The organism is Formosa sp. S-31 (genome assembly GCF_051172795.1).
Classification (GTDB): domain Bacteria; phylum Bacteroidota; class Bacteroidia; order Flavobacteriales; family Flavobacteriaceae; genus Formosa.
Genome location: NZ_JAENDK010000008.1, coordinates 375,395 through 401,799 on the forward strand (window position 1 = coordinate 375,395; position 26,405 = coordinate 401,799).

The 26,405-nt window shown below is 36.9% G+C and carries 19 protein-coding genes; 8 read left to right on the forward strand and 11 right to left on the reverse strand.

The genetic code is table 11. From position 1 onward, the window contains the following. Positions 1–65: 65 nt before the first annotated feature. From gldD to mutY, 4 genes are all read right to left on the reverse strand, one after another. Positions 66–653 (reverse strand): gliding motility lipoprotein GldD, encoded by a 588-nt coding sequence (gene gldD / locus I3217_RS11305; RefSeq protein ID WP_435049865.1) that lies wholly within the window; start codon positions 651–653, stop codon positions 66–68. 2 nt (positions 654–655) lie between these two features. Then, entirely contained in the window at positions 656–1,960 is a 1,305-nt protein-coding gene (locus I3217_RS11310; RefSeq protein ID WP_435049866.1) for a gliding motility-associated protein GldE, read from the reverse strand. A gap of 23 nt (positions 1,961–1,983) precedes the next feature. Further along, positions 1,984–2,433, reverse strand: coding sequence for a single-stranded DNA-binding protein (locus I3217_RS11315; protein ID WP_435049867.1), 450 nt, complete (start codon positions 2,431–2,433; stop codon positions 1,984–1,986). 91 nt (positions 2,434–2,524) lie between these two features. Continuing rightward, entirely contained in the window at positions 2,525–3,565 is a 1,041-nt protein-coding gene (gene mutY / locus I3217_RS11320; RefSeq protein ID WP_435049868.1) for an A/G-specific adenine glycosylase, read from the reverse strand. A 135-nt stretch (positions 3,566–3,700) separates the two neighbouring features. Here mutY and I3217_RS11325 point away from each other — a divergent pair, with 135 nt between their 5' ends. Both I3217_RS11325 and I3217_RS11330 read left to right on the forward strand, forming a co-directional pair. After that, positions 3,701–3,994, forward strand: coding sequence for an HU family DNA-binding protein (locus tag I3217_RS11325; protein WP_435049869.1), 294 nt, complete (start codon positions 3,701–3,703; stop codon positions 3,992–3,994). Between the two features lie 372 nt (positions 3,995–4,366). Further along, positions 4,367–5,911, forward strand: a complete 1,545-nt coding sequence (locus I3217_RS11330; RefSeq protein WP_435049870.1) for an Rne/Rng family ribonuclease — start codon at positions 4,367–4,369, stop codon at positions 5,909–5,911. A gap of 60 nt (positions 5,912–5,971) precedes the next feature. Here the strand turns inward: I3217_RS11330 and I3217_RS11335 are convergent, their stop codons facing one another. The 4 genes from I3217_RS11335 to I3217_RS11350 all read right to left on the reverse strand — a co-directional run bounded on the left by I3217_RS11335 (position 5,972) and on the right by I3217_RS11350 (position 11,091). Beyond that, positions 5,972–7,006 carry an aldo/keto reductase gene (locus I3217_RS11335; RefSeq protein ID WP_435049871.1) on the reverse strand — a complete coding sequence of 345 codons (1,035 nt, stop codon included), beginning with the start codon at positions 7,004–7,006 and terminating at the stop codon, positions 5,972–5,974. A gap of 15 nt (positions 7,007–7,021) precedes the next feature. Then, complete coding sequence (locus I3217_RS11340; RefSeq protein ID WP_435049872.1) at positions 7,022–9,199, reverse strand: tetratricopeptide repeat protein; 2,178 nt, start codon at positions 9,197–9,199, stop codon at positions 7,022–7,024. Positions 9,200–9,341: 142 nt separating this feature from the next. Next, on the reverse strand, positions 9,342–10,301 hold the full coding sequence (locus I3217_RS11345; protein WP_435049873.1) for an OmpA family protein: 960 nt from the start codon (positions 10,299–10,301) through the stop codon (positions 9,342–9,344). Positions 10,302–10,332: 31 nt separating this feature from the next. After that, positions 10,333–11,091, reverse strand: coding sequence for an exodeoxyribonuclease III (locus I3217_RS11350; protein ID WP_435049874.1), 759 nt, complete (start codon positions 11,089–11,091; stop codon positions 10,333–10,335). Between the two features lie 267 nt (positions 11,092–11,358). Here I3217_RS11350 and I3217_RS11355 point away from each other — a divergent pair, with 267 nt between their 5' ends. The 4 genes from I3217_RS11355 (at position 11,359) to I3217_RS11370 (ending at position 21,161) form a co-directional block, all read left to right on the forward strand. After that, positions 11,359–14,763, forward strand: coding sequence for a hypothetical protein (locus tag I3217_RS11355; protein ID WP_435049875.1), 3,405 nt, complete (start codon positions 11,359–11,361; stop codon positions 14,761–14,763). Positions 14,764–15,230: 467 nt separating this feature from the next. Beyond that, entirely contained in the window at positions 15,231–15,617 is a 387-nt protein-coding gene (locus tag I3217_RS11360; protein ID WP_435049876.1) for a hypothetical protein, read from the forward strand. 79 nt (positions 15,618–15,696) lie between these two features. Continuing rightward, positions 15,697–20,019: a CusA/CzcA family heavy metal efflux RND transporter gene (locus I3217_RS11365; RefSeq protein ID WP_435049877.1), complete on the forward strand. Its 4,323-nt coding sequence runs from the start codon at positions 15,697–15,699 to the stop codon at positions 20,017–20,019. 2 nt (positions 20,020–20,021) lie between these two features. Next, positions 20,022–21,161, forward strand: a complete 1,140-nt coding sequence (locus I3217_RS11370; RefSeq protein WP_435049878.1) for an efflux RND transporter periplasmic adaptor subunit — start codon at positions 20,022–20,024, stop codon at positions 21,159–21,161. A gap of 54 nt (positions 21,162–21,215) precedes the next feature. Here I3217_RS11370 and I3217_RS11375 read toward each other — a convergent pair whose 3' ends face one another. Further along, entirely contained in the window at positions 21,216–22,757 is a 1,542-nt protein-coding gene (locus I3217_RS11375; RefSeq protein ID WP_435049879.1) for a glycine--tRNA ligase, read from the reverse strand. Between the two features lie 88 nt (positions 22,758–22,845). Here I3217_RS11375 and I3217_RS11380 point away from each other — a divergent pair, with 88 nt between their 5' ends. Both I3217_RS11380 and I3217_RS11385 read left to right on the forward strand, forming a co-directional pair. After that, a complete protein-coding gene (locus tag I3217_RS11380; protein WP_435049880.1) occupies positions 22,846–23,523 on the forward strand; it encodes a ComF family protein in 678 nt (225 codons plus the stop codon). Between the two features lie 57 nt (positions 23,524–23,580). Beyond that, entirely contained in the window at positions 23,581–25,191 is a 1,611-nt protein-coding gene (locus tag I3217_RS11385) for an Ig-like domain-containing protein (RefSeq protein WP_435049881.1), read from the forward strand. On the opposite strand, the gene I3217_RS11390 is transcribed toward I3217_RS11385, so the two are convergent. Together I3217_RS11390 and I3217_RS11395 are read right to left on the reverse strand one after the other, a co-directional pair. Further along, on the reverse strand, positions 25,175–25,957 hold the full coding sequence (locus I3217_RS11390; RefSeq protein ID WP_435049882.1) for an amidohydrolase: 783 nt from the start codon (positions 25,955–25,957) through the stop codon (positions 25,175–25,177). The genes I3217_RS11385 and I3217_RS11390 overlap by 17 nt on opposite strands. Beyond that, positions 25,957–26,304: a hypothetical protein gene (locus I3217_RS11395; protein WP_435049883.1), complete on the reverse strand. Its 348-nt coding sequence runs from the start codon at positions 26,302–26,304 to the stop codon at positions 25,957–25,959. Before I3217_RS11395 ends, I3217_RS11390 begins: the two co-directional genes overlap by 1 nt. Positions 26,305–26,405: the final 101 nt, after the last annotated feature.

Sequence of the window (26,405 nt, forward strand, 5' to 3'; positions counted from 1 at the left end):
GAATTCAACCTACAAAAAAGCACCTTTTAAAGGTGCTTTTTTGTATTTTATAATTGCCTCTGGAACTATTTCCAGTTTACTGTTTCCATAATATGCCTGATATCTTTTTCCAGATATTTTGCTGCCGGTAAAATGGAATCGTAATTAGGTTTGGTGTAAAAATAAAGGGAACCTGTTAGAAAATGCTGTATACTATCGGTAACATAAAACTGCGATTGCGACGCCGCATTACCTCCTACTTCATAAAACATTCCGTATACCTTACGCTCATCATTTAAATACACCTGTTCAGAAATTTCATCAGCTTTTATAGTATGTTTTTGAGTAAAATTCTGAGCGTCCTGAATAAATTTCATCAAACGCGCTTTATCTCCTCCAATACTTTTATAGGTTAAATAAATTGTCCCCTTTAAATTGGGATATTCGATATTCACCCCATAATTCTGTTCACCCGGCATTTGCCTAACACCTAAATGTTTGGCAAAATCGTTCTTTTCAAAACTAAACGGCAAATCTTCATTCACAGATTTATATTTTGCTTCCGGATAGCTCAATCTTAAAAATGCACTCGGTTTAGGCGTAATATCCTCTTTACAGGATACAACAATATTTAAAGCAATTAAAACCAATAAAAATTGTAAAGACTTAATCATATTTAGTTAATGGTAACTTTTACACGTTTTATGCGCTTTTTATCTAAAGCTTCTATAGTAAAAACGAAATTTTGAAAATTTATTTTAGCATTAAGTTTCGGAAAACTTCCTGAATGCTCCAGTACAAATCCAGCGATAGTTTCTGCTTCCCCTTTTTTCTGCTCGAATGCAGTATCATCCTCCAGTTTAATAATCTTATAAAAGTCTTTTAAAGGTGTTTTACCTTCAAACACAAAATTGCGATCATCAAGTTTTGAATAGACTAAATCCTCATCATCAAATTCATCACTGATATCTCCAACAATCTCTTCTATAATATCCTCCAGAGAAATTAATCCGGAAGTCCCTCCATATTCATCCACAACCACTGCCAGATGCACTTTTTTCTCCTGAAATTCCGCCATTAAATCGTCCAGTTTCTTGTTTTCAGGAACGAAAAAAGGTTCTCGCAATAAAGACTTCCAATCGAATTGCTTTCTATCAATAAAAGGCAATAAATCTTTAACGTAAAGTATACCTTTAATTTTATCGATATTTTCTTCGTAAACCGGAATCCTGGAATAACCATTAGACACAATTTCGGGAATAATTTCGTGATATTTTAAATCGATGTTCAAAGCAAAAATATCAATGCGCGGACGCATAACCTGCTTGGTATCTGTATTTCCAAACGACACAATACCCTGCAGTATTTTTTGCTCTTCTTTAGTCGTATCGTGCTCGCTTGTTAATTCTAATGCCTGCGACAACTGATCGACACTTAAATTAGATTTTTGTTTCCCTAACTTCTCATGAATAGCAACTGTAATACTACGCATAGGTAAACTTAATGGCGAAAATATTACATCTAAGACCTGAAGCGGAACAGCCATAAACCTGGCAAATTTCATACTGTTACGATTGGCGTAAATTTTAGGCAAAATCTCTCCAAATAACAAAATAAGAAAGGTTACCAGAACAACCTCTATTACAAACCTCAAAACTTCTGAAGTCATTCCGGAAAACAGAAAATCGCTTAAATACGCAAACAGTATTACTATTGCAATGTTTATAAAATTATTTGCAACCAATATAGTTGCCAGTAATTTTTTAGGTCGTTCTAAGAGCTTGGCAATAATCTGTATTGATTTTTCATCGTTTTGCAACCCTTCTTCTATATCTGGCCGGGTAAGAGAAAACAAAGCAACTTCGGCTCCGGAAATCAGAGCAGAGCAGGTTAACAAAACACATAATAATATAAAGCCTATAATAACAGAAATATTAAGGGCGGATAGCAGGCTTATAAAACTCGAGGGATCAGGATCCAAATTTCAAAACATTGGTTAAACAATTAAAACGGCAAATCATCATCGACATCGGTTATGTCTATTTTAACTTCCGGTTTACTTACAGTAGGTTTAGCAGGTTGCTGCGGCTTATTTTGCGCTGCAGCTTCACTTTCTTTTTTAGTGGTTAAAAAGGTAAAGTCTGTACATTGAATTTCGGTAGAGTAACGTTCCTGTCCGTTGTCGTCTGTCCATTTTCTGGTTTTAAGACGCCCTTCAACATAAATTTTATCTCCTTTACTTAAATACTTTTCGCAGATTTCGGCTCCTTTATTACGCACTACTATATTATGCCATTCTGTATTGGTAATTCGCTCGTTAGTTTGCTTACTCATATAGGTTTCGTTTGTCGCTAAAGGAAATCTCCCTACGCAACCACCACCTTCAAAATAGTGCATTTTAACATCGTCTCCCAAATGCCCGATAAGCATTACTTTATTTAACGTTCCTGACATAAATCTTATTTATACAAAGGCACAAAATTACGCTTTGCAATTCAACTTTTTTAAAATTAATAAAAAAATTATGAGATATAAACTTCTGAAGTTAAAAATTGAATTCCTCTATAAAATTACCAATTAAAACAGGAACAGGATATGTTTCAATTTCAGACACGGGAACAGGTGCATTAAACCCGTTACCTACCTCAATAATCCAAAATTGTGTATACAAATGCTGATGTGATAGTTTATGCACTATTTCTTCCTTATTATATAAGGACAACTCGAAAGCACATTCACCAAAAATCTTTTGTTTCTCGAGTTCAAGTTTAAGTTCTTCATGATCCAAAGCCTTAGCCGACTCTATTAAAGGAAACTGATACAAATTCTGCCAGATGCCTTTCCCTTGTCTTTGCTCCAGTACCGTAGTTGCCTCCGGAGTTATAATTACAAGAAAATTAAAATACTTCTTTTTAACCTTGGCGCCTTTCAATTTTACCGGTAAATCACTTATCCTTCCTTTATTATATGCCATACAACTTTCCTCTAACGGACACACAGTACAGTCCGGGCCTTTAGGCTTGCACTGTACAGCACCAAACTCCATGATAGCCTGATTAAAGGTTGCCGGATCTTTTTTATCTATCAGTTCCTGAGCCAGCAATTTAAATTCTTTTGCTCCTTTAGTTGTATTAATAGGTGTATCAATTCCAAAATAACGGGACAACACACGGTACACATTCCCGTCTACTACGGCACAAACCTCATTATAACAAATAGACGCTATAGCACTGGCAGTATAATCTCCCACACCTTTTAATTTTAAAAGGCCGTTAAAATCTTTCGGAAACTCACCTTGTAATTCTGTAGCCACATATTTCGCGGCAGCATGTAAATTTCTTGCACGCGAGTAATACCCCAAACCCTGCCAGAGTTTTAATACCTCTTCTTCATTTGCATCTGCCAGATCGAACACCGTAGGAAATGCACTAACAAAAGCTTCATAATATGGTAACCCCTGCTTAATCTGGGTTTGCTGCAAAATAATTTCGGACAACCAAATATTATATGGATTAGTTGTCTCTCTCCAAGGAAGTTGACGCTTATTTACTGAATACCAATGTGTTAATATTTTACTAAAAGACATGCTTTAAAATTAGGCCCCGCAAAAATAATCGTTTATAATCTTAAATTTTAATGATTTAGGTTTGAAATATTGAATATTAAATGCCTATATTTGCATCCCTTTATAATTAATAGATAACTTTAATACATATAAATAATGACTAAGGCTGATTTAGTAGCGAAAATTTCTGAGAAATTAGGAATTGAAAAAGGTGATGTTCAGGCAACTGTAGAAACGTTCATGGAAGAAGTTAAGACATCATTAGAAGCTGGTGATAACGTATATTTAAGAGGTTTTGGTAGTTTTATCATTAAAACTCGTGCAGAAAAAACGGGTAGAAATATTTCTAAGAACACAACTATTAAAATCCCTGCACACAACATTCCTGCATTTAAACCTGCAAAAATATTTGTAGAAGGTGTAAAAACCAATGTAGATGTTAAAGAATAACAAAAAACTAATATTAATCTAAAAAAGACAGATCTTATGCCAAGTGGTAAGAAACGTAAAAGACACAAGGTAGCAACGCATAAGCGTAAAAAACGCAGACGCGCTAATCGTCACAAAAAGAAAAAATAATCCCGAAAAGTAGTTTTATAACTACTTTTTTGGTTTTTAATTACAAATGTTCTTTGACATGAGTTTCCCGGCGTAATACCTTGCGCAAAAAACAGGAAACTCCACAGATTAAATCCTGTGAAAAATAATGTATAATCCATCTGTACATTACAGTTATAGTTTTAAAGGTTTAGGAATTCTTACATTTTGTTTGACTTAAATCTTTAAAACTTAGACTTTAAAGTATGGATAAAAATTAACGCAATGGATAAAGAATTGATCATTAGATCTAGTCCGCAACATGTTGATTTTGCCTTATTAAAAGATGGAAAACTTATTGAATTACATAAAGACGAAGGAGGTAATAACTTCTCTGTTGGCGACGTGTTTATCGCCAAAATAAGAAAAGTTGTACCCGGGTTAAATGCTGCATTTGTTAATGTAGGATACGACAAGGATGCCTTTTTACATTATCATGATTTAGGTCCTAAACTTCCTTCCCTTTTAAAATTCACAAAACGTGTAAGCACAGGTAAACTAAACGATTTCTCTTTAAAGAATTTCCCTTTTGAGAAGGAAATTGACAAGGACGGAAGCATCGTAGATGCTTTAAAATCCAATCAATCGTTACTCGTACAAATCGTAAAAGAACCTATCTCTACCAAAGGCCCGAGAATAAGCTCAGAGCTTTCTATTGCCGGTAGATATATTGTTCTGGTTCCTTTTTCCGACCGCATTTCTATTTCTCAAAAAATAGAAGACAAAGAAGAAAAAGACCGATTAAAACGACTGGTAAAAAGCATTACGCCTCCCGGTTTTGGTATTATTGTACGTACAGTAGCAGAAGGCAAAAAAGTTGCCGAATTAGATAAAGACTTACAAAATTTGTTAAGTCGTTGGACAGCAATGTGCAAGAAACTAAACAAAGCACATCACCCAAGCAAGGTGCTAGGAGAATTAAACAAAGCCTCGTCTATTTTACGAGACATTTTTAACGACACCTTTACCAGTATTCAGGTTGATGACGAAGAACTTTATCTTCAAATTAAAGATTATGTGCAACTCATTGCACCTAAAAAAGAATCAATAGTTAAATTGTATCAGTCGAATATTCCTATTTTTGAAAAATTTGGAGTAGAAAGACAAATTAAAACCTCCTTTGGCAAAACTGTCTCTATGGCAAAAGGCGCTTATCTGGTAGTAGAACATACAGAAGCCCTTCACGTTATAGATGTAAACAGTGGAAATCGTTCCAATAAAGCCAACTCTCAAGAGGATACAGCATTAGAAGTAAACATGATAGCCGCCCAGGAAATAGCGCGACAATTGCGATTACGCGATATGGGAGGTATTATAGTTGTCGATTTTATAGACATGACTAATGCCGAAAACAGAAAAACGCTATATAATTTCCTTCGTGATGAAATGAAGGATGACCGAGCGAAACATAAAATATTACCTCCAAGTAAATTTGGATTGATACAAATTACAAGACAGCGTGTTCGCCAGGAAATGAACATAAAAACCCGTGAGGAAAATCCTAACGGTGTTCAGGGCGAAGAAGTTGAAGCACCAATTGTTTTAATTGAAAAAATAACGCACGAACTTGAACAACTATTTAAGAAAGACTATAAAAAGGTGGTTTTAAACACACACCCATTTATAGCGGCCTTTTTAACTAAAGGCTTTCCATCAATTCGTTCAAAATGGTTTTTTGAACATAAAAAATGGGTTAAAATATTACCCAGAGATGCTTACACTTATTTAGAATATCACTTTTTTGATAAAGATGGTAATCAAATCAACTAATAAAAAAGCCTTACTTAAATTTTAAGTAAGGCTTTTTTTATGCTTTTAAAATTAGAAATTTTAAGTTGCCGGATTCGGAATTTCGGTATGCACTTCCTGAATTGCTTTTAAAACCTCTTCGCTTAATTTTACATCTATACTGTCTATATTTTCTTTTAACTGCGTTAAGTTTGTAGCACCAATAATATTGCTTGTCACAAAAGGCTGCTCTGTAACAAACGCCAGTGCCATCTGAGCCAGACTTAAATTAAAATCCTCTGCCACTTTTAAATACTTCTCTGTGGCTTTGGTACAGTTTTCACTGCTGTATCTTGCAAACCTGGGAAACAGTTTTAATCTGGAATTTTCTGCAGCAGTTCCCTTTACATATTTTCCTGACAATACACCAAACGCCATAGGAGAATAGGCCAGCAAACCAATATTTTCGCGTAAGGAAATCTCAGCCAGATCCCCTTCAAATACCCTATTCAATAAAGAATATGCATTTTGAATCGTTACCATTCTTGGTTTATTGTTAAATTTTGCCTCTTCCAGATAACGCATGGTACCCCAGGCCTTTTCGTTAGACAAGCCAATTTGTCTAATCTTACCGGCCTTGATTGCCTTTTCCAGCACATTTAAAACTTCGCCGAAATTATCCTTCCAGACATCTTCAGGATTGTCTTTATAATCACGAATTCCAAACGTATTGGTTTTACGTTCCGGCCAGTGCAACTGATACAGATCTATATAATCGGTCTGTAAACGCTTTAAACTGGCATCTATAGCTTCTTCCAAACCTTCATGAAAAGGTTTCGTTCTTATATGAGCCGTATAATCTCCCGGTCCCGCAATTTTAGACGCTAAAACAATCTGATTTCGCTTCCCGGATTTTTTAAACCAATTTCCAATTATTCGCTCTGTTTCGGCATAGGTTTTCTGTTCTGCAGGAACAGGATATAATTCCGCTGTATCGAAAAAATTTATTCCCCGCTCCACAGCATAATCCATCTGCTCAAATCCTTCGTCCTGAGTATTCTGATTTCCCCAGGTCATAGTTCCCAGACACAGCTTACTTACTTTTATATCTGTATGTGGTATAGTCGTATATTTCATTTTAAAAATTTGTTTTTAAGATTGCCCCTGCATTATTTGTATAGCCATCATTAATCGCTTACTTTCTTTGGTTTTACCTTGTTCCTTATAAATTAAGGCCAGTAAATAATTGTAATCCGGATTATTAGGTTCAAGTTCTAATGCCTGACGAATATAGTTTTCTGCTTGTTTTATGTTTTTATTCTGAAAATAATAGGTCGCCAAATTATACTTCGACCTGGAGTCTTCAGGATCTAACTTAACGGCCATCTTTAAATCGGAAACCGCAGCCTCATTTGCTTTTAATTCAAATTGCAATAACGCTCTAAGATAATAAGGTCTAGCTGAATTTGGCTCTTTCTTAATCCAGGTATTTAAAGTCTGTTTCGCGTTATCATTTTCTCCTACCAAACTATATGTAGTCGCCAGATTGGAATATACCGGCATAAGCAAACTATCCTTCTTTAAAGCTTCTTTGTAGTGCTTAATAGCGGTATGATAGTCCTGATTCTGTAAATAATAATCTCCCAATTGCAAACGTCCGGTTGAAAAATCGGCATTAGTAAACAACATGGTTTCCAATTCCTGACGTGCATTATTTAAATTAGCCTGATTTACGTCTTTTAACAAACTAGGATCAACGCCGTTTAATAATTGTACAGCTCCAATTCTAACTAATTTTGTTGTATCATTTAAATGTTCGGAAGCTATGGCAATACGATCCAGCGGACTCATAGCTCTAAATTTCTGTAACGTGTTATAACGCACTAACGGAGACGGATCCTTAAGCCCTTTTAATAGTACTTCAACCTGTTTTGAATTAGACACCCTTAAATTGTTTATTACTGTAGAACGGGCAATAGCTGGATAATCTAAATTAGTAATATAGGCATCTAAGCGTTCGCGGTCTGCTTTTGTAATTTTTGGCAAATTACTTACCAGTAATCCATCCGAAAAATGATCGGCTCTGTCCGCGCCATACCATGTTATAATTTGTTTAGCCGCCCATTTATCAGATTTATCCTCGTGGCAGCCCGTACAGGCATTTGGCGTACCATAAGCAACACTCTGATCTGGTCTGGGAACCCTAAAACTATGATCCCTTCTAAAATCGTTACCCATATAAGTAGCTCCCGTCATATGGCAATTAATGCACTGAGCGCCTTCTGTTCCCGGTGTATGAAAGTGATGCTCTACTGTATCGTATTTTGGCACATGACATTGCATACACAAGCTATTATCGTCTGCTTTACGCTTTAAAGAATGTGCATCGTGACAGTCAGTACAGGTTACGCCTGAATGATACATTTTACTCTGAAGAAAAGAACCGTAAACATAGTCTTCTTCGTCTATTTGTCCATCTCCATGGTAATAATCACTGGAAATATTCTGAAGCAAATACTGATCCTCAAAAAGTTTACCAGGCTCCAGATTTGGCGTTAGTTTTGCCCGGCGTGCATGGCAAGGTGCACACATATTCATTTGACTGAACTGTCCCTTTCCTGAAATTAAGTAGGTGTTAGCAACCGGAATATTTTCCTGATGACGCTCAGCCCAGTATACATGGCGCTCTGCGGGACCATGACAACTTTCGCAACTCACATTAATTACCGAATAAGAGGTAGCGAAAGCGTCGGCGTCGGCATCGTAATTTTTCTTTAGATTAGTGGAGTGACATTCGGCACACATCGTATTCCAGTTTTGTGCACTTTCTGTCCAGTGCAGCCAGTCATGCGGACTTATTGTATCATCACCATACTGATGAAACCATCGCTTTTTCTCAGTATCCCAGGTTACCCGTAATACCTGCTTTCTGCCTTTTTCGAAATCTACCAGATACTGTTGCAATGGCTGAACTCCAAAAGTGTAATCTATTTTATAATCGGTTTCGCTACCATCAATTTCCTTAATATGCACGTTAAAGTCTCCATTAACTCTCGTGAATTCATAAGAAACACCATCTAAAATGGTTTTTACATTATTAAAATCACCTAAAACTGTAGAATCATTAGCGACCTGCATAGCCAGATCATGATCAGAACCTTTCCAGGTATCGTAAACACCCTTATGGCATTCTATACATTTGGAATCGCCAACATATCCATCTTCATGCTGTAATTCTATATCGGCAACGGCTACATAATCTGATTGTTTTGTTTTAGAATTACAGGCCGACAATAATGCAAAACAAAAAACCCAAAAATAATTTCTCATAGTGGTTTTTAATGGTAGATAACTTAATCCTCTAAGTTAAAACTATTTTTTGTTCGCTCTAAAAAGAAACCCTAAAAATTCTGTGGATAATAAATTAAAATCCAAAGATTTTCAGGGTTAAATCAATCTATGTAAAAACGATTTACATTTCGTTTAACAGCTTGGTAATTTCATCTAGTTTAGGTGTTAGAATTACCTCGATTCTTCGGTTCTTAGCACGGCCTTCTGTTGTTTCGTTTGAAGCCACAGGCGCAAATTCACCACGACCTGCCGCAGTTAAATTTTCAGGATTAATCCCTGGGTTTTCCCTTAAAATAGATACAATTGCAGTAGCTCTTTTAGTTGATAAATCCCAGTTTCCTGCTAATTGTCCGTTACCCTGATAAGGCACATTATCTGTATGCCCTTCAATAAGCACTGCAATTTCAGGATTTTCTGCCAGTACATTTCCTAGTTGCTGTACAGCTTTACGACCTTCCGTTCCCACAGACCAGCTACCTGAACTAAACAACAATTTATTTTCCATAGAAATATAAACTTTACCATTACGTTCTTCCACTGTCAAACCTTTACCTTCAAAATCTGTCAAGGCTCTGGAAATTGCATCTTTTAAAGCATGCATGGTTGCATCTTTCTGCGCAATCACTCGTTCCAGTTCGGCCACCCGTTTTGAACGTGCTTCCAGTTCGTTTTTCAACTGTTGTAATCTGGAATTTTCTGCTGCCAATGCCTGCTCTTTAGCTTCCAGTTGCGCCAGCAACTCTCTGTTTTGCTGTACATTTTTAGCTATAGCTGCCGAACTGTTTTTCTCTAAGGCGTCGTAAGACTGCTTTAAATTATCATAGTTGGTTTTTAAAGCATTGTATTCATTCTGAATTTTATCTCTCTCACTTAATGTCTGGTCATAATTTTTCTGCAGAGCATTCAAATCGGTTTCCAATTGCGTTTTACCAGCCTGTAAGGCTTCATTTTCGTCCTGTAAAGACTTATTTGTTTTCTTCAAAGCTTCATGTCTAGCCTCCAGATCTTTGTAAATCTTAGGAGACACACAGGAGCTTAAACTCGCTACGACTAAAGCACTTGCTAAAACTAATTGTTTCATTTAAGTAGGTTTAATTTAAGGTTAGACTATATTATGAAATTTCTACAAGTATTGGGCAGTGATCACTGTGCTTTGCTTCCGGCAAAATTACAGCGCGCTCTAAACGATCTTCCAACGGTGCCGTAGCCATACAATAATCTATTCGCCAGCCTTTATTATTAGCCCTGGCATTGGCTCTGTAACTCCACCATGAATATTCCTGTTTTTCCGGATGAAGATATCGGAAAGAATCTATAAAACCGCTGTCTATAAAATTACCCAGCCACTCACGTTCTTCCGGTAAAAAACCAGAAACACCTTTCATTTTAGGGTTATGAATATCGATTTCTTCATGACAAATATTATAATCCCCGCAAACAATTAAATTAGGATGCGATTCGCGCAACTCGTTTAAATATTCATGAATCATATTCATATACTCAAACTTATGGGCCAGTCTGTCATCGTTAGTTCCAGAAGGTAAATACATACTCATTACAGAAACTCCATCGAAATCTGCACGTATGTTTCGTCCCTCGTAATCCATAGACTCGATACCTGTACCGTACTCTACATGGTTGGGTTTTATTTTACTTAAAATCGCAACTCCGCTATACCCTTTTTTCTGAGCACTAAACCAGTAATTATAAACATAACCGGCCGCCTCGAACACCTCTAAATCCAACTGCTCTTTTTGCGCCTTTGTTTCCTGTAAACAAATCACATCTGGATTTGCACTTTGTAACCATTCTATAAAGCCTTTTTTTATGGCGGCCCTAATACCATTTACATTGTACGAAATTATTTTCATGCCTATAGTTATATTGTGTTCTTGCAATTTCTCCTAAACGGAGTAAACACATCTTATTTTAAGAATTTCAGCTAAAATAAATAATAGCTTACTTTTACGCCATTAATTTAAAACCCTTTTAACAATCACAATCACAATCACAATCGGAATCTGAAATCGGAAATCTGATTTACAAAATCACTTAAGCTACTACCACACAAATGCATGAACATTTTATTCTTACTTTGTGCTTAAAATATTTTAAACGATTTACAGTTTAAATATCGCATGAAATTACTAACCACCCTTTTCATTTTTTGTTTTAGCATACATGTTTTTGCTCAGGATATTAGTTCCAATTACAAAACAAAACAAGTGGCGGTTAAAGATACTGTTAAAATAGACAGTGTAAGTATTAACCCGTATTGGTTTCAGGTAAAAACCCTTAGCAACCAAGCTGTAGATTCTAGTTTTTACACGATAGATTTTCCTAAAGCTCTGCTTGTATTCAAAAAAGTTCCGGCGACAGACTCTATAAAAATATCCTATTTAAAATTTCCTGAGTTTTTAACCCGCACCTATAAACAGTTAGATGAAAATATTATTTTAACCGATACCGACAATCAGCAGAAATTATACAAACTCAGTCAGCCATCAGCAAAAAGCAATTTTACGCCTTTCGATGGTTTGACTACTTCAGGAAGTATTTCACGTGGGGTGACAGTTGGAAATAATCAAAACTCGGTTTTAAACAGCGAGCTGGATCTTCAGATTTCAGGCAAACTCAACGACAAAATAACCCTGAGAGCATCTATTCAGGATGCAAATATTCCGTTACAGGAAAGCGGATATTCACAGCGTCTGGATGAGTTTGACCAGGTTTTTATTGAAATTTTCAGCGATACCTGGAACATCCGGGCCGGAGATATCGATCTTGAGAACACACAGAGCTATTTTGCAAATTTCAGTAAACGCGTTCAGGGACTTATGGTAAAAGCGAATTTCGACCATGAACATGGAAAAACCGAAGCTTTTGCTGCCGGTGCTCTGGTACGCGGACAATTCACCCGAAGTCAGTTTACAGCCCAGGAAGGCAACCAGGGCCCTTATAAACTTAAAGGACCAAACAACGAACTTTTTGTGCTTATCGTCTCCGGAAGCGAAACGGTTTATGTAAACGGTATAGCTCTGGAACGTGGAGAAAATAAAGATTATATTATAGATTATAATGCCGGCGAGCTTATTTTCAACTCGACATTTCCCATAACTTCAGAAATGCGTATTACAGTCGATTTTCAATTTAGCGAACGCAATTACTCTCGTTTAATCGGTTATGGCGGCGGTCGTTACCAAAGCGAAAAATTTACTTTAGGGGCTTCGGTTTACACCGAAAACGATTCTAAAAATAATCCCATTCAACAAAATCTATCGGCCGAACACGTCGATATTTTAGCCAGTGCCGGCGACGATAAAACTAAAATGACGGCACCTTCTGCCAGTTCGGAAAGTTATAACGACAACAGAATTTTATACAAAAAAGAACTCATAAATAACGAAGAGATTTTTGTATTTTCCAACAACCCGGAGGACGAGCTTTACAGTGTAAAATTCACTTTAGTAGGCGAAAATCAAGGTCATTACATTCTTAGCTCTATAAACGCCATTAACAAAATTTACGAATACGTTGCTCCTCTTAACGGAATTCCACAAGGGAATTACGCCCCTGTAACACAACTTATCGCGCCAACAAAACTACAAATTGCCGTACTTAACGGAACCTACCAGCCTTCAGAAAAAACAAGTGTTTATTTTGAAGGTGCCGGAAGCAAAAAAGACCTTAACCTCTTTTCTAATCTGGACGACAATGACAATGATGGCTTCGCAGGAAAATTAAAAATCGCCCAGAACATTATAAAACAAGACAGTCTCTGGACACTGGATGTCTTTGCTGATTTCGATTATATTGAACAAAACTTCAACACCATTGAACGGTTATACAATGCCGAATTTACACGAGACTGGAATTTAGACACTCCTTCCGGAAATCAGAAACTGTTAATTACAGGACTGCAACTTCAGTTACCAGAGAAAGTCTATTTTAATTATCAGTTCGAACATTTAAACTACAGCAACACTTTTAACGGAAAGCGTCATGTTGCTCGCGGCACACTGCGTTTTAAACGTCTTAACTTTTACACAAACACCAGTATATTAAATTCTAATTCATCACAATCAAACTCTACATTTTTAAGAACTTCCAACACTGCAACTTATACTTTTGGAAAAACCTGGATTGGCGCCAGACTTAATATAGAAGACAATAAAGACCAGAATATCATCACTGACGAATTAAACACTAATTCTCAAAAATTTATCGCCTACGATATCTTTACAGGTATTGGAGACAGCACCAAGGTATTCGCCAAGATAGGCTACAAACAACGTGTTAACGACAGTATTCGGAGTAATAAAGTACAACATGTAAACACTTCTAACACCTATTATTTAGACTCCCGATTAATACAAAACAACACGACTAATCTATCGCTTTATCTCAATTACCGTCAATTAAATAATGTAGATGCAGACGACGAAAACTCTTTAAATTCCAGACTCATTTACAATCAAAGTTTCTTTAAACAGTTGCTACTATGGAATACCATTTTCGAGACCAACTCAGGCACTTTACCTATGCAGGATTTTACTTATGTAGAAGTAGAACCGGGTCAGGGTGCCTACACCTGGATAGATTATAACGACAACGGCATACAGGAACTGGAAGAGTTTGAACTGGCTCAATTTCAAGATCAGGGTAAATACATTAGGGTGCTTTTACCCAATCAAATTTATATAAAAACCCACCAAAACCGTTTTAGCCAGACCTTAACCATAAATCCGTTGCAATGGTCGGCATCATCGTCCGTACTTAAAAAATTCTGGTCTCATTTTTACAATCAGACCGCATTTTTAATCGACCGAAAAAACAGACGGGAAGGCGATAATTTTCAAATTAATCCTTTTAAAAACGATACAGAAAATCAGCTTGGATTACAGCTAAACATAAGAAACGTACTATTCTTTAACCGAGGCAAACAACATTATACCACATCGTACACCTTTTTACAAAACAAGGCCCGGAATGTGCTTACCGTAGGGTTTATTGAGAATAATTTAAATAGCCATCAGCTAAACTTCAATCATAAATTTGCAACCAGCTGGCTCGTAACTTTACAGGGTAATTTAAATACTACCGAAAGTGTGAGCGAAAATTATGTGAGCAAAAATTATAATATAGATGAAATTGAATATCACCCAAAACTCAGCTATTTACTCAGCGAGAATATGCGCTTTGATGTGTTCTATCAGTTTTCCGAAAAAGAAAATACCATTGGGGCCTCCGAAACCTTAAATCAACAGAAATATGGGTTGGCTTTCTCTGTTGCCAACCTCCAAAAATCAGCGATTAGCGGGGAACTTAATTTGTATAACAACAAATTTTCCGGGAATGCCAACACACCAGTAGCGTATCAGATGCTTGAAGGTTTACAACCCGGAAAAAACTACACCTGGAACCTTTTGGTTCAGAAAAAAATCACAAAATTCTTAGATTTAAACTTAAGTTATTTTGGCAGAAAAACCGAAACCAGTAAAAGTATACATACGGGGAATGTACAGTTAAAAGCGTATTTTTAATCAGTAAAAAAATAAATACAAACTTTGACTTTCTGTAATATTCTCAAAAAAAAAAAAAAAGAGTCCAAATACCTACATATTTGGACTCAAGTGTATAGTAGACTTGAAAACTGTGTAACAACCATAACATAATTTTATTTTAAATTAAAATGATTGCTTACCTACACTTTTCTATCTCAAATTTATCCATTCTTTCTGACATTTAATTACGGGAAAACCATACTTTTAAAAGAATTAGACGAAATGCACGTTTCTTTAACACTATATTCAATTTCGCTACCGAATTCTAAAAATAACAACGAATAAATAGCTAAAAACACAACTAAAACTTAAAACCTAAACACACAACCAATAAGATTCACCCATTACAACTCTCTATTAATTAAACCATTATCATCATATTTCTAAACCGGAATTGCAACTTTTGTTTCCTTTATTATTTATAAAAAACCTTACATTTGTGATGCATGCAAAAGTCATTAGCCATAATATTCGCATTTTTTATCCTGTTTCAGAGTCTTAGCTTTGAAGTGAGTGATGTGGCTAATCTTGACATTTTAATTGAGCACGCACAATTTCATAAAAAACAATACGGCGACAGCTTTTTCCAGTTTATGGCAGAGCATTACGGCAATGCGAAAGAAAAGCATCAGGGCGATCATAAACACGACAATCTACCCTTTAAGCACGACCATCAAATGTGCTCGCATTACAATTCTGTATTCACCTTTATACATTCAGAAATTGACATAAAACGAGTAGAGTTTGTAGATATACCACGTAATTTCCTGTACCGGGAATCGCATTCCATTTTTGAAAAATTCCCTTTATTACAACCTCCCAAACACGCATAATTCTTTTTAAAAAGTATTAACGCCTCCATACATCTCAAATGTTAAAAGGCGATATTATTTAATTGCTATTAAAAGAATTATGTTAGAACACATTATTAAATTCAGCTTAAAAAACAAGCTTATAATCCTGTTGTTTACAGCAGGTATCTTTGGTTTCGGGCTTTACTCCCTGACAGAAATTCCCATTGGAGCGGTACCCGATATTACTAATAATCAGGTTCAGGTTATTACCACCTCCCGTAACCTGTCTACACAAGATGTAGAACAATTTATAACCTATCCGGTAGAACTGGAAATGGCCAATTTACCCGGTGTAAAAGAAATTAGATCGGTTTCAAAATTCGGACTTTCAGTGGTAACCGTGGTTTTTGAAGACGACCTGGGCACGTATTTGCCCAGACAATTGCTTGCCGAAAAAATAAAGTCGGCCAGTGAAAAAATACCCGAAGGCTTTGGTGCTCCCGAAATGGGACCTATAACTACGGGGCTGGGAGAAATTTACCAGTACACGCTGGATGTAAAACCCGGTTTTGAAGAGCGATATTCCATAACTGACCTCCGTACAATTCAGGACTGGATTGTAAAGCGTCAGCTTTCGGGCATCCCCGGAGTTGTAGAAATAAATACCTGGGGTGGCTACTTAAAACAGTACGAGGTAAGTATAAATCCTCTAAAATTAACGGCAATGAATATAACCGTTTCCGAAATATTTGAGGCACTGCAAAAAAACAACAGTGTTGCCGGTGGCGGTTATATAGAAAAATCTAATCAGGCTTATTTTATTCGCGGTGAAGGGCTTGCCAAATCGATAAAGGACATCGAAAATATTGTGGTTAAAAATAACGGCACACCAATTTACATTAAAGATGTGGCCCAAGTGGGCTATGGAAATGCTGTTCGTTTTGGAGCCATTACAGGAAATGGCCAGGGCGAAAAGGTTCTGGGCCAGATTATGATGTTAAAAAATGGTAACTCTAAAAAAGTAATCGACGCCGTTAAAAACCGAATTGCCGAAATTGAAACTGCTCTACCTGAAGGCGTTTACATTAATGGCTTTTTGGAACGCAGCGAACTGATAGACAAAACCACTTTTACCGTAACAGAAAACCTGGTTCTGGGATCCTTAATTGTGATTTTTGTCGTTGTGCTATTACTGGGTAATTTAAGGTCTGGACTGGTTGTAGCCTCGGTTATTCCGCTAAGTTTATTGTTTGCTATCTCCTTAATGAATCAGTTTGGGGTAGATGCCAACTTAATGAGTTTAGGAGCTATAGACTTTGGTATTATAATCGACGGGGCTGTTATTATTGTTGAGTTTATTGCGTTTCAGATTTCTCAGGGCGCAGATAAAATAAAAGGACTCCCTAAAGCAGATAAACAATTAGCAATAGATACAATTACCCGAAAAAGCGCCACAAAAATGATGAATTCCGCCATATTTGGTCAGCTTATCATACTTATCGTTTTTATTCCTATTCTAACCCTTAGTGGTGTTGAAGGTAAAATGTTTAAACCGATGGCACTCACTTTTAGTTTCGCACTTATAGGTGCCATGATTTTGTGTTTAACCTACGTTCCTGTGATTTCTTCTTTAGCATTAAAACCTGCCAAAGAACAAAAGAACACGCTTTCAAACAAACTATTGCATATTATAAATAAACAATACCAACCGGTAATTCACTGGTCACTTCACCATAAAAAACTGGTTTTAGGTATTTCAGGCTGTTTGTTACTAGGGAGCATCTGGCTTTTCAGCACTATGGGTGGGGAATTTGTTCCGACTTTAGACGAAGGCGATTTTGTGATACAACCCGTGCTAAAAACAGGAACTTCACTGGATCAGACCATAGCTATTACAACCAAAATAGAAAAGATCCTGCTCGACAATTTCCCCGAAGTAGATCAGGTAGTCAGTCGTATAGGTGCAGCCGAAGTCCCAACCGACCCCATGTCTATGGAACAAAGTGATGTAATTATCAAATTAAAACCCAAAGACGAATGGGTATCTGCAGAAACTAAAGACGAACTTGCTAATAAATTTAAAACTGCTCTGGAAGTTATTCCGGGAATGGATGTAGAATTTACTCAACCTATAGAAATGCGTTTTAACGAACTGATAACCGGCGTTCGGGCAGATGTTGCCATCAAGGTTTTTGGAGAAGACCTGGATGTTCTTTCTCAAAAAGCGAACGAAATAAAAGGCCTTATTACTAATGTAGATGGCGCCTCGGATATTATTGTGGAAAAAGTAGCCGGTTTACCGCAAATGAGCGTAAACTACAAGCGTGATAAAATAGCCAGATACGGATTAAACATTTCCGATTTAAACGATATGATAACCATGGGCTTTGCAGGAAAAACAGCCGGAAATATCTTTGAAGGCGAAAAACGATTCGACCTTGTAATGCGACTCGACAAACAATACAGACAGGATATTAACAACCTGAAAAATCTGTATGTAGACAGCCCTTCCGGAATTAAAATTCCGCTAAACGAGCTGGCAGATATAAGCTATACCACAGGTCCGGCTCAAATTTCCAGAGACGATACTAAAAGACGTATAGTTGTAGGTATTAACGTTAGAGACCGTGATTTACAGTCTGTGGTAAACGATGTACAACAGATATTAGACAAAAACCTGAAACTCCCAGCCGGCTACACCATAACCTATGGCGGTCAGTTTGAAAATTTACAACAAGCCAAAGACCGTCTTTTAATTGCTGTCCCGCTGGCTCTCATCCTTATTTTTATTATGCTGTATTTTGCATTTAACTCCATTAAAGATGCTTTAATAATCTATTCAGCCATTCCGCTTTCGGCCGTTGGAGGCATTTTATTGCTTTGGCTTCGCGGCTTACCATTTAGTATTTCGGCAGGCGTAGGATTTATTGCTTTGTTTGGTATTGCCGTGCTTAACGGCATCGTGCTTATAGAACATTTTAAAGCCCTTAAAAAAACTAGAGAATTTTCATCTATAGAAGCTTTAATAATTACCGGAACCACCGAGCGTTTACGACCGGTTTTATTAACAGCATCGGCGGCGGCACTAGGCTTTCTTCCTATGGCGGTGTCTACTAATGCCGGCGCTGAAGTACAGCGGCCACTGGCCACTGTTGTTATTGGTGGTTTAATATCAGCAACCTTTCTAACTCTGGTGGTTCTACCCGTACTTTACTCCTCGTTAGAAGGCAAACTTAAAATGCCTTTAAAAAAGAAACATATAACGGTGATTATTCTGTTACTTTTTGGACTAAAAATACAAGCGCAGCAACGTCCTTTACACATAGAAGATGCTGTACAGCTGGCCATAGAACATAACAACAATTTAAAAGCTTATAAAGCGCAGTCCGAAGCATCGGAAGCACTTATTGGTTCGGCCTTTAATTTCGATAAAACCAGTATTTATTATCATTACGACGAGAACAATCTGGCTGTAAATAACGAACCTTTAAAAGTCTGGGGAATTTCTCAGGACTTTAAATTTCCAACAGTCTATTTTGCCGATAAAAAAGTCAACCAAGCCTATTTTAACAAGCAACAGGCTGAACTAGACATAAAAACCCTACAGTTAAAAAAAGACGTATATACCGCATTTTATCAGCTTAAATATGCCAGAAGAAAAGCAGAGACCTATAGATTTCTTGACAGTCTGTATCAGAACTTTTCCAAATCGGCACAACGCCGATTCGAACTTGGGGAAACCAATTATTTAGAATCGATAACGGCTCAATCTAAACAAAAACAAATAGAAACTGATTACAATCAAGCCTTACAGGAAGTCATTAAATCTAAAACAGGATTAAAAAGAATAATTCAAGCAGATAGTTTAGAAATCGAAATAGACGATCTGCCTTTAGAACAACTGGAACTAACCGCTTTAAATTTAGATGCTAATCCCGGCCTGCACTATTACGAAACGTCCAAATTATATATAGAAGCTATGGAGTCCAGAACAAAGCAGGAGTTATTACCAGACCTAAGCGCGCAGTACTTCCAGGGCACCAATCGCCATCTGGACGGTAATTTAATAGGCTATCAGTTCGGACTTAAAATCCCGGTATTGTTCTCCGGTCAGGCTTCCAGAATTAAAGCCTCTAAAATTGCCGCGGATCGTGTAGATTTTGAAAAACAAAACTACGAGCAGCTATTACAAAGTAAACAGCAGGAACTACTGGCCGCTTTAAAACAATACGAGGCCTCCATTACCTATTACAATACGCAAGGCGAGCAGCTTTCTGAAGCCATACTAAAAACAGCCTCACAATCTTTTAAAGCCGGAGAGATAGACTTTTTTCAATACATACAGAGTATAGAAACCGCTAAAGCCGTAGAACTGGATTATCTGAAAAACCTGAATCTGTATAACCAAACCGTAATTCAACTTAATTTTTTAATTCTATAATCATGAAATCAGTATATATATTCACCCTTGCTTTGTTACTCATTTCCTGTAACACTAAAACCACGGAAACGAAAACCGAACCCGCTCCGACAGAAAACGGTATTGAAATTTCTAATGCCCAGTTTAAAGAAACCGAGATGGCATTGGGGCAGGTCTCTGAAATGCCCTTTAACGAAACAGTTCTTGTAAACGGAATGATTGATGTACCGCCGCATAACCGGTCTAACATTACCACTTTTTTTGGAGGTTATGTAACCAAAACACCTTTACTGGTAGGAGATGTTGTAAAAAAAGGACAATTACTGGTTACTCTGGAAAATACCGAATATGTAGAAATACAACAACAATATCTGGAAACTGCTGAACAACTGGCCTATTTAAAAAGCGAATACGACAGACAGAAAACGTTACACGACGAAAATATTACATCACAAAAGAATTTTCTGCAAGCAGAAAGTAACTATAAAAGTAATCTGGCCCATTATAACGGATTAAAAAAGAAGCTGGAAATGATGAACCTCAACCCGAAAACGGTAGAACAAGGGCATATCTCCAAATCTATTAACCTTTATGCTCCTATTTCGGGTAGTGTTACCAAAGTAAACATTAGCAATGGAAACTATGTTTCGCCTGCAGACATTGTTATGGAGATTGTAGACACAGATCACATTCACCTGGAATTGACTGTTTTTGAAAAAGACATTTTAAAGATTAAAAAAGGGCAGCACATCGTATTTAAAATTCCCGAAGCCTCGGATGACACTTATACTGCAGAAGTGCATCTTGTAGGCACAACTATAGACGAAAATACAAGACGTGTAAAAGTACATGCCCATTTAAATGAAGCCGAAGCTAATTTTATTGTCGGCATGTTTGTAGAAGCCAGTATTTTAACCGATGACAAAAAAGCCATGGGACTACCTAAAGAAGCTGTAATTAGTACAGAAACAGACAGCTATGTTCTGGTACTGAAAAACAAAACAGAAACCGAATATCGCTTTAAAAAGGTAGCTGTAAAATTGGGCGAGTCTAACGAAAACTTTGTAGAAATTAGTAATCCAGCCCCATTAAAAAACAAGGATATTTTAATACAAGGAACAGCATTACTTGGTAATGATGGTGGTTCTGAGCACAACCATTAAAAACAACAACGCCCGGAAATATTCCGGGCGTTGTTTATACTATATGAATGTCAATTACATTTTCATTAACCAGTTGCGCATATCTACCTCGTCTTTTATAATCTGGCGTAGCTCATCTATCTTAACGCGTTTTTGCTCCATAGTATCACGATGACGGATAGTAACAGTATTATCCTCTAAAGTATCGTGATCTATTGTAATACAAAACGGTGTACCGTTTGCATCCTGACGACGGTAACGACGCCCTACAGCATCTTTCTCGTCGTAAACCACATTAAAGTCCCATTTTAAATCGTCTACAATTTTACGCGCTATCTCTGGTAAATCATCCTTTTTTACCAATGGTAAAATGGCAGCTTTTACAGGTGCTAAAACTGCTGGTAATTTTAATACGGTTCTTGTAGTATTGTTTTCCAGTTCTTCTTCTACTAACGAGTTAGAGAAAACCGCTAAGAACATACGATCTAAACCAATAGAAGTTTCAACCACGTAAGGCACATAGCTTTTGTTTTCTTCAGGATCGAAATACTGTAATTTTTTACCAGAGTATTCTTCGTGCTGACTTAAATCGAAATTAGTACGAGAATGTATACCTTCCAGTTCTTTAAATCCGAATGGGAATTTAAACTCGATATCGGCAGCTGCATCGGCATAGTGCGCTAATTTTTCATGATCGTGGAAACGGTAATTTTCCTCGCCCATACCTAGAGATAAATGCCATTTCATACGCGTTTCTTTCCAGGCTTCGTACCACTCCTGTTGTGTTCCTGGCTTTACAAAGAATTGCATCTCCATTTGCTCGAACTCGCGCTGACGGAAAATAAACTGACGCGCCACAATCTCGTTACGGAACGCTTTTCCGGTCTGTGCAATTCCAAAAGGAATCTTCATACGTCCAGTTTTCTGAACGTTTAAGAAGTTTACAAAAATACCCTGCGCTGTTTCCGGACGTAGGTATAAATCCATCGCTGTATCTGCAGAAGCTCCTAATTTAGTACCAAACATTAAGTTAAACTGCTTAACATCGGTCCAGTTTTTAGATCCTGTTAACGGATCTGCAATTTCCAACTCATCTATTAAAGCTTTTACATCTGCTAAATCTTCTGCTTCTAAAGATTTACCTAAACGCGATAAAATAGCATCAATTTTTTCCTGATACCCTAACACTCTTGCATTAGTCGATACAAATTCAGCTTTATTAAACGCCTCACCAAATCGCTTTGCTGCTTTAGCAACTTCTTTATCTATTTTTGCTTCTATTTTTGCACAATAGTCCTCTATTAAAACATCGGCTCTATAGCGCTTTTTAGAATCTTTATTATCTATTAATGGATCGTTAAAGGCATCGACATGGCCGGAAGCTTTCCAAGTGGTTGGATGCATAAAAATTGCAGCATCTATACCTACAATATTTTCGTGCATTTGTACCATGGCTTTCCACCAATAGTCACGTATATTTTTCTTTAACTCCACACCGTTTTGTGCGTAATCGTAAACCGCACTTAAACCGTCGTAAATTTCACTGCTTTGAAACACATAACCGTATTCCTTTGCATGCGAAATTACCTTCTTAAATTGATCGTCTTGATTTGCCATGCTGCAAAAATATAAAACGCCGGAAAACTACGAGTATCTTTTATTTAAAGTATTGTAAAATTTTGTAATTTAATGCTTTTGGCCTTCCATGTTAAAAGCTCTATTACATATATTTTTTCCTGAAGTCTGTAGTTGTTGCGACACACTTCTGAACGATGGCGAACATGTAATTTGTACAAGCTGCAGACATAATTTACCTGTTACGCAATTTCACTTAACCAACGATCAGACGGCACAAAAAGTATTTTATGGTCGTGTTAAACTGGAACAAGCGACTGCCTTACTGCGGTTTGAAAAGAAAAATATTACTCAAAAACTTATGCATCAGCTTAAATACAAAAATCAGGAAGCTATAGGCACTGTTTTAGGCGACTGGCTGGGGCACGATTTAAAAAAAATTGAAGCTTACAATAGCATAGACATGGTGATTCCGGTACCTTTACATAAATCTAAATTAAAAAAGCGAGGCTATAATCAGGCCGCTGATTTTGGCAGACGATTAGCAGCATCTCTAAATGCAGAATATATAGACGACGTTTTAATTAAAATCACAAACACCCGGTCTCAGGTTACTAAAAACCGCTTGTCGCGATGGACCAGTAAAGACACTGTTTTCAGTATTAAAAACGAAAATAAAATAAACAATAAGCACATCTTACTGGTAGACGATATTATAACCACAGGAGCAACGCTGGAAGCCTGTGCCCAGTTACTCCAAAGTCAACCTAACGTTAAAATAAGTATTGCAGCCATGGCAATTGCTTAAACTGTTTTTTACATACTGCCAAATAAGTTGTTTCTTTGTGCAAATTCTAGATGAATAATGAATAATACACTTTCTAATTTCTTATTTATTATTGCCTGTTGTTTGCTTATTGCAAATTGTGCCAACCGCGGAACGCCTTCTGGTGGAGAAAAAGATATAGAACCACCTGTTTTAGTGCGATCTGAACCTAAAAACTTTACGACCAATTTTAACGCACAGGAGATTAAAATCTATTTTAACGAATACATTAAAATAAAAGATTTAAATAAGCAGCTTATTATATCTCCGCCAATGAATACGCAACCGGAGATTACTCCTTTGGGAAGCGCCAGCAAATACATTAGAATTAGAATTTACGACACTTTAGCACCAAACACAACTTACGCTTTTAACTTTGGAAACAGTATTGTCGACAATAATGAGGGGAACCCTTTTCCTTATTTTAAATATGTGTTTTCTACCGGAGATTACATCGACTCCTTAAAGGTTACAGGCGCAATAGTGGACGCTGTAAATAAAAAGCCTGAAAACTTTGTATCCGTAGCGCTTTATGAAGTAGATTCAACCTTTTCCGATTCCATTATTTATAAGCAAAAACCCAAATACGTTACGAATACGCTGGACAGTTTAACCACCTTCTCTATTGAAAATATTAAAGCAGGAAAATATCTGCTAGTTGCCCTAAAAGAAGGCAATCAGGATTTTAAATTCCAACAGAAGTCTGACAAAATAGGATATCACAACACGCTGATAGAAGTCCCTACAGATTCGACGTACCTGATTAAATTATTTAAGGAAGATCTAGACTTTAAAGCTTTTAAGCCCAGATTAATCTCACAAGGAAAAATTGCATTTGGTTATCAGGGCGATTATAAAGATATGGCCATAAATCTGTTAACGGAAACACCTTCAGATTATGAACATATCATTACCAAAGATGAAAAATCGGATTCTCTTTTGTATTGGTATAAACCTAAACTGGAAATTGATTCTTTAAGTTTTAAAGTAAGCTACAAACAAAAAGTACAAGACACATTTCACCTAAAAATAACAGATAAATATCAGGATAGTTTAGCCTTAAAGGCAGTACCTTCTGGGCAGATAAATTTTAACGAAGATTTCTATCTTAGCTCGCCTACACCATTTCAAACTATTAATACCAGTTTAATTTCTATTATCGACAAAGACTCCGTTGCAGTGCCGTATACCACAAAACTAGACACGCTAAACAATAAATACTTTATAGATTTTGAAAAAGGCGAAAGTAACCGATACAACATACAATTGTTACCAGAAGCCGTAACTGATTTTTTTGGTTATAAGAACGACACCCTTCAGGTTAATTTACAAACCCGGGGCTACGACGATTACGGTAACGCCCGAATTGTTTTACAAAATGCCTCTTATCCGGTAATCGTACAATTAACCAATGAGAAAGGAGATGTTAAGGCTGAAAAATACAGTACCCAACCCGAACCTTTAGATTTTACTTATTTAAGTAATGGCAACTATTTACTACGCGTTATTTTTGACGCCAACGGCAATAAAAAATACGACACTGGTAGTTATTTAAAGAAACAGCAACCGGAACGTATAAGTTATTATCCTAAACCTGTAGAAGTACGTGTAGGCTGGGATGTAGTTGAAGAATTTATTCTAAAAGAGTAAACGCATCTCTATCGTTTAAAAACTTAAACTTCGCTCTGGCATCCTGAAGCTGTTGCTTGTGCAAGGAAACAATTCTAATCCCCTTTTCTCCGGGTAAAAAACCAGTTAATGGTTCGCCTAGCGGACTGTAGGCTGCAGAATGCCCCGTATATTCATGGCCTTTGCTGTCCTGCCCTACCCGATTAACCCCAACGCAATAGCTCATGTTTTCTATGGCACGAGCCTGCAATAAGGTGTCCCAGGCATTAATTCGGGGTTTCGGCCAGTTTGCTACGTACAATAACACATCGTAATCTTCCTGATATCTTGCCCAGACCGGGAACCTTAAATCGTAACAAATAAGCGGACAAATATTCCAGCCTTTATACGATATAATTGCTCTGGATCTACCCGAGGTATAAACACGATCTTCTCCCGCCAGCGTAAACGTATGTCGTTTATCATAATAGCTAACATGACCATCTGGTGTTACAAAAACCAGTCGATTATACAAATTGCCTTCCTCTGATATTATCAAACTCCCGGCAATTGCACTGCCCTTTTCTCCGGCCAGAGATTTCATCCACTGTATTGTGGTACCCTCCATAAATTCAGCATAAGGTTCGGCCTGCATAGTAAACCCGGTGGTAAACATTTCGGGTAATACAATAAGATCAGACGTTTCAGAAATCTCACGTATTTGCGCCTCTAAATTCAACCGGTTTGCTTTAGGATCTTCCCAGATTAAATCGGTTTGTAGTAATGCTATTTTTAAAAATTCACTCATTAAAATATAAGAAATTTCTTTGTTTTTTTCTTATCCTTTTGGTCTGGAGATTGCTTTTCAGCCTTTTTAACAGCTTTCTTTTCTTCCTTTAAAAGTTTCTCTTCTTCACGCGCTTGCTTTCTTCGCATTTTCTGAGTCTTACGGTAAGACTCGGCCTGCGCTTCATGAGCTTCTTTAATTTCCTTCTGAGCATCCAGCGTTAGACTTTCGGTCACATCGTAATTTCCTATCCAGATAGATTCCCCTTTTACATGATAGCTTTTGCCCTCGTAAACAATTTCCTGAGCATTCACTTCAAAAAGAGCCGAACTAAACAATAATATAATTAATAGCGATAATGGTTTCATGAGCCAGCTTTTTATCTCGAAAGTATCTAAAATACACCTAATTACCTTAAAAAACAGTTTTAAATTTCAATTTTTAGATAAAATGAATAGTTTACATATGC

Excerpts from the sequence above, each read along its gene's own strand:
- gldD (WP_435049865.1), bottom strand. The coding sequence starts at position 653 with ATGATTAAGTCTTTACAATTTTTATTGGTTTTAATTGCTTTAAATATT.
- I3217_RS11315 (WP_435049867.1), bottom strand. The coding sequence starts at position 2,433 with ATGTCAGGAACGTTAAATAAAGTAATGCTTATCGGGCATTTGGGAGAC.
- mutY (WP_435049868.1), bottom strand. The coding sequence starts at position 3,565 with ATGTCTTTTAGTAAAATATTAACACATTGGTATTCAGTAAATAAGCGT.
- I3217_RS11325 (WP_435049869.1), top strand. The coding sequence starts at position 3,701 with ATGACTAAGGCTGATTTAGTAGCGAAAATTTCTGAGAAATTAGGAATT.
- I3217_RS11330 (WP_435049870.1), top strand. The coding sequence starts at position 4,367 with ATGGATAAAGAATTGATCATTAGATCTAGTCCGCAACATGTTGATTTT.
- I3217_RS11335 (WP_435049871.1), bottom strand. The coding sequence starts at position 7,006 with ATGAAATATACGACTATACCACATACAGATATAAAAGTAAGTAAGCTG.
- I3217_RS11340 (WP_435049872.1), bottom strand. The coding sequence starts at position 9,199 with ATGAGAAATTATTTTTGGGTTTTTTGTTTTGCATTATTGTCGGCCTGT.
- I3217_RS11345 (WP_435049873.1), bottom strand. The coding sequence starts at position 10,301 with ATGAAACAATTAGTTTTAGCAAGTGCTTTAGTCGTAGCGAGTTTAAGC.
- I3217_RS11350 (WP_435049874.1), bottom strand. The coding sequence starts at position 11,091 with ATGAAAATAATTTCGTACAATGTAAATGGTATTAGGGCCGCCATAAAA.
- I3217_RS11355 (WP_435049875.1), top strand. The coding sequence starts at position 11,359 with ATGAAATTACTAACCACCCTTTTCATTTTTTGTTTTAGCATACATGTT.
- I3217_RS11360 (WP_435049876.1), top strand. The coding sequence starts at position 15,231 with ATGCAAAAGTCATTAGCCATAATATTCGCATTTTTTATCCTGTTTCAG.
- I3217_RS11365 (WP_435049877.1), top strand. The coding sequence starts at position 15,697 with ATGTTAGAACACATTATTAAATTCAGCTTAAAAAACAAGCTTATAATC.
- I3217_RS11370 (WP_435049878.1), top strand. The coding sequence starts at position 20,022 with ATGAAATCAGTATATATATTCACCCTTGCTTTGTTACTCATTTCCTGT.
- I3217_RS11375 (WP_435049879.1), bottom strand. The coding sequence starts at position 22,757 with ATGGCAAATCAAGACGATCAATTTAAGAAGGTAATTTCGCATGCAAAG.
- I3217_RS11380 (WP_435049880.1), top strand. The coding sequence starts at position 22,846 with ATGTTAAAAGCTCTATTACATATATTTTTTCCTGAAGTCTGTAGTTGT.
- I3217_RS11385 (WP_435049881.1), top strand. The coding sequence starts at position 23,581 with ATGAATAATACACTTTCTAATTTCTTATTTATTATTGCCTGTTGTTTG.
- I3217_RS11390 (WP_435049882.1), bottom strand. The coding sequence starts at position 25,957 with ATGAGTGAATTTTTAAAAATAGCATTACTACAAACCGATTTAATCTGG.
- I3217_RS11395 (WP_435049883.1), bottom strand. The coding sequence starts at position 26,304 with ATGAAACCATTATCGCTATTAATTATATTATTGTTTAGTTCGGCTCTT.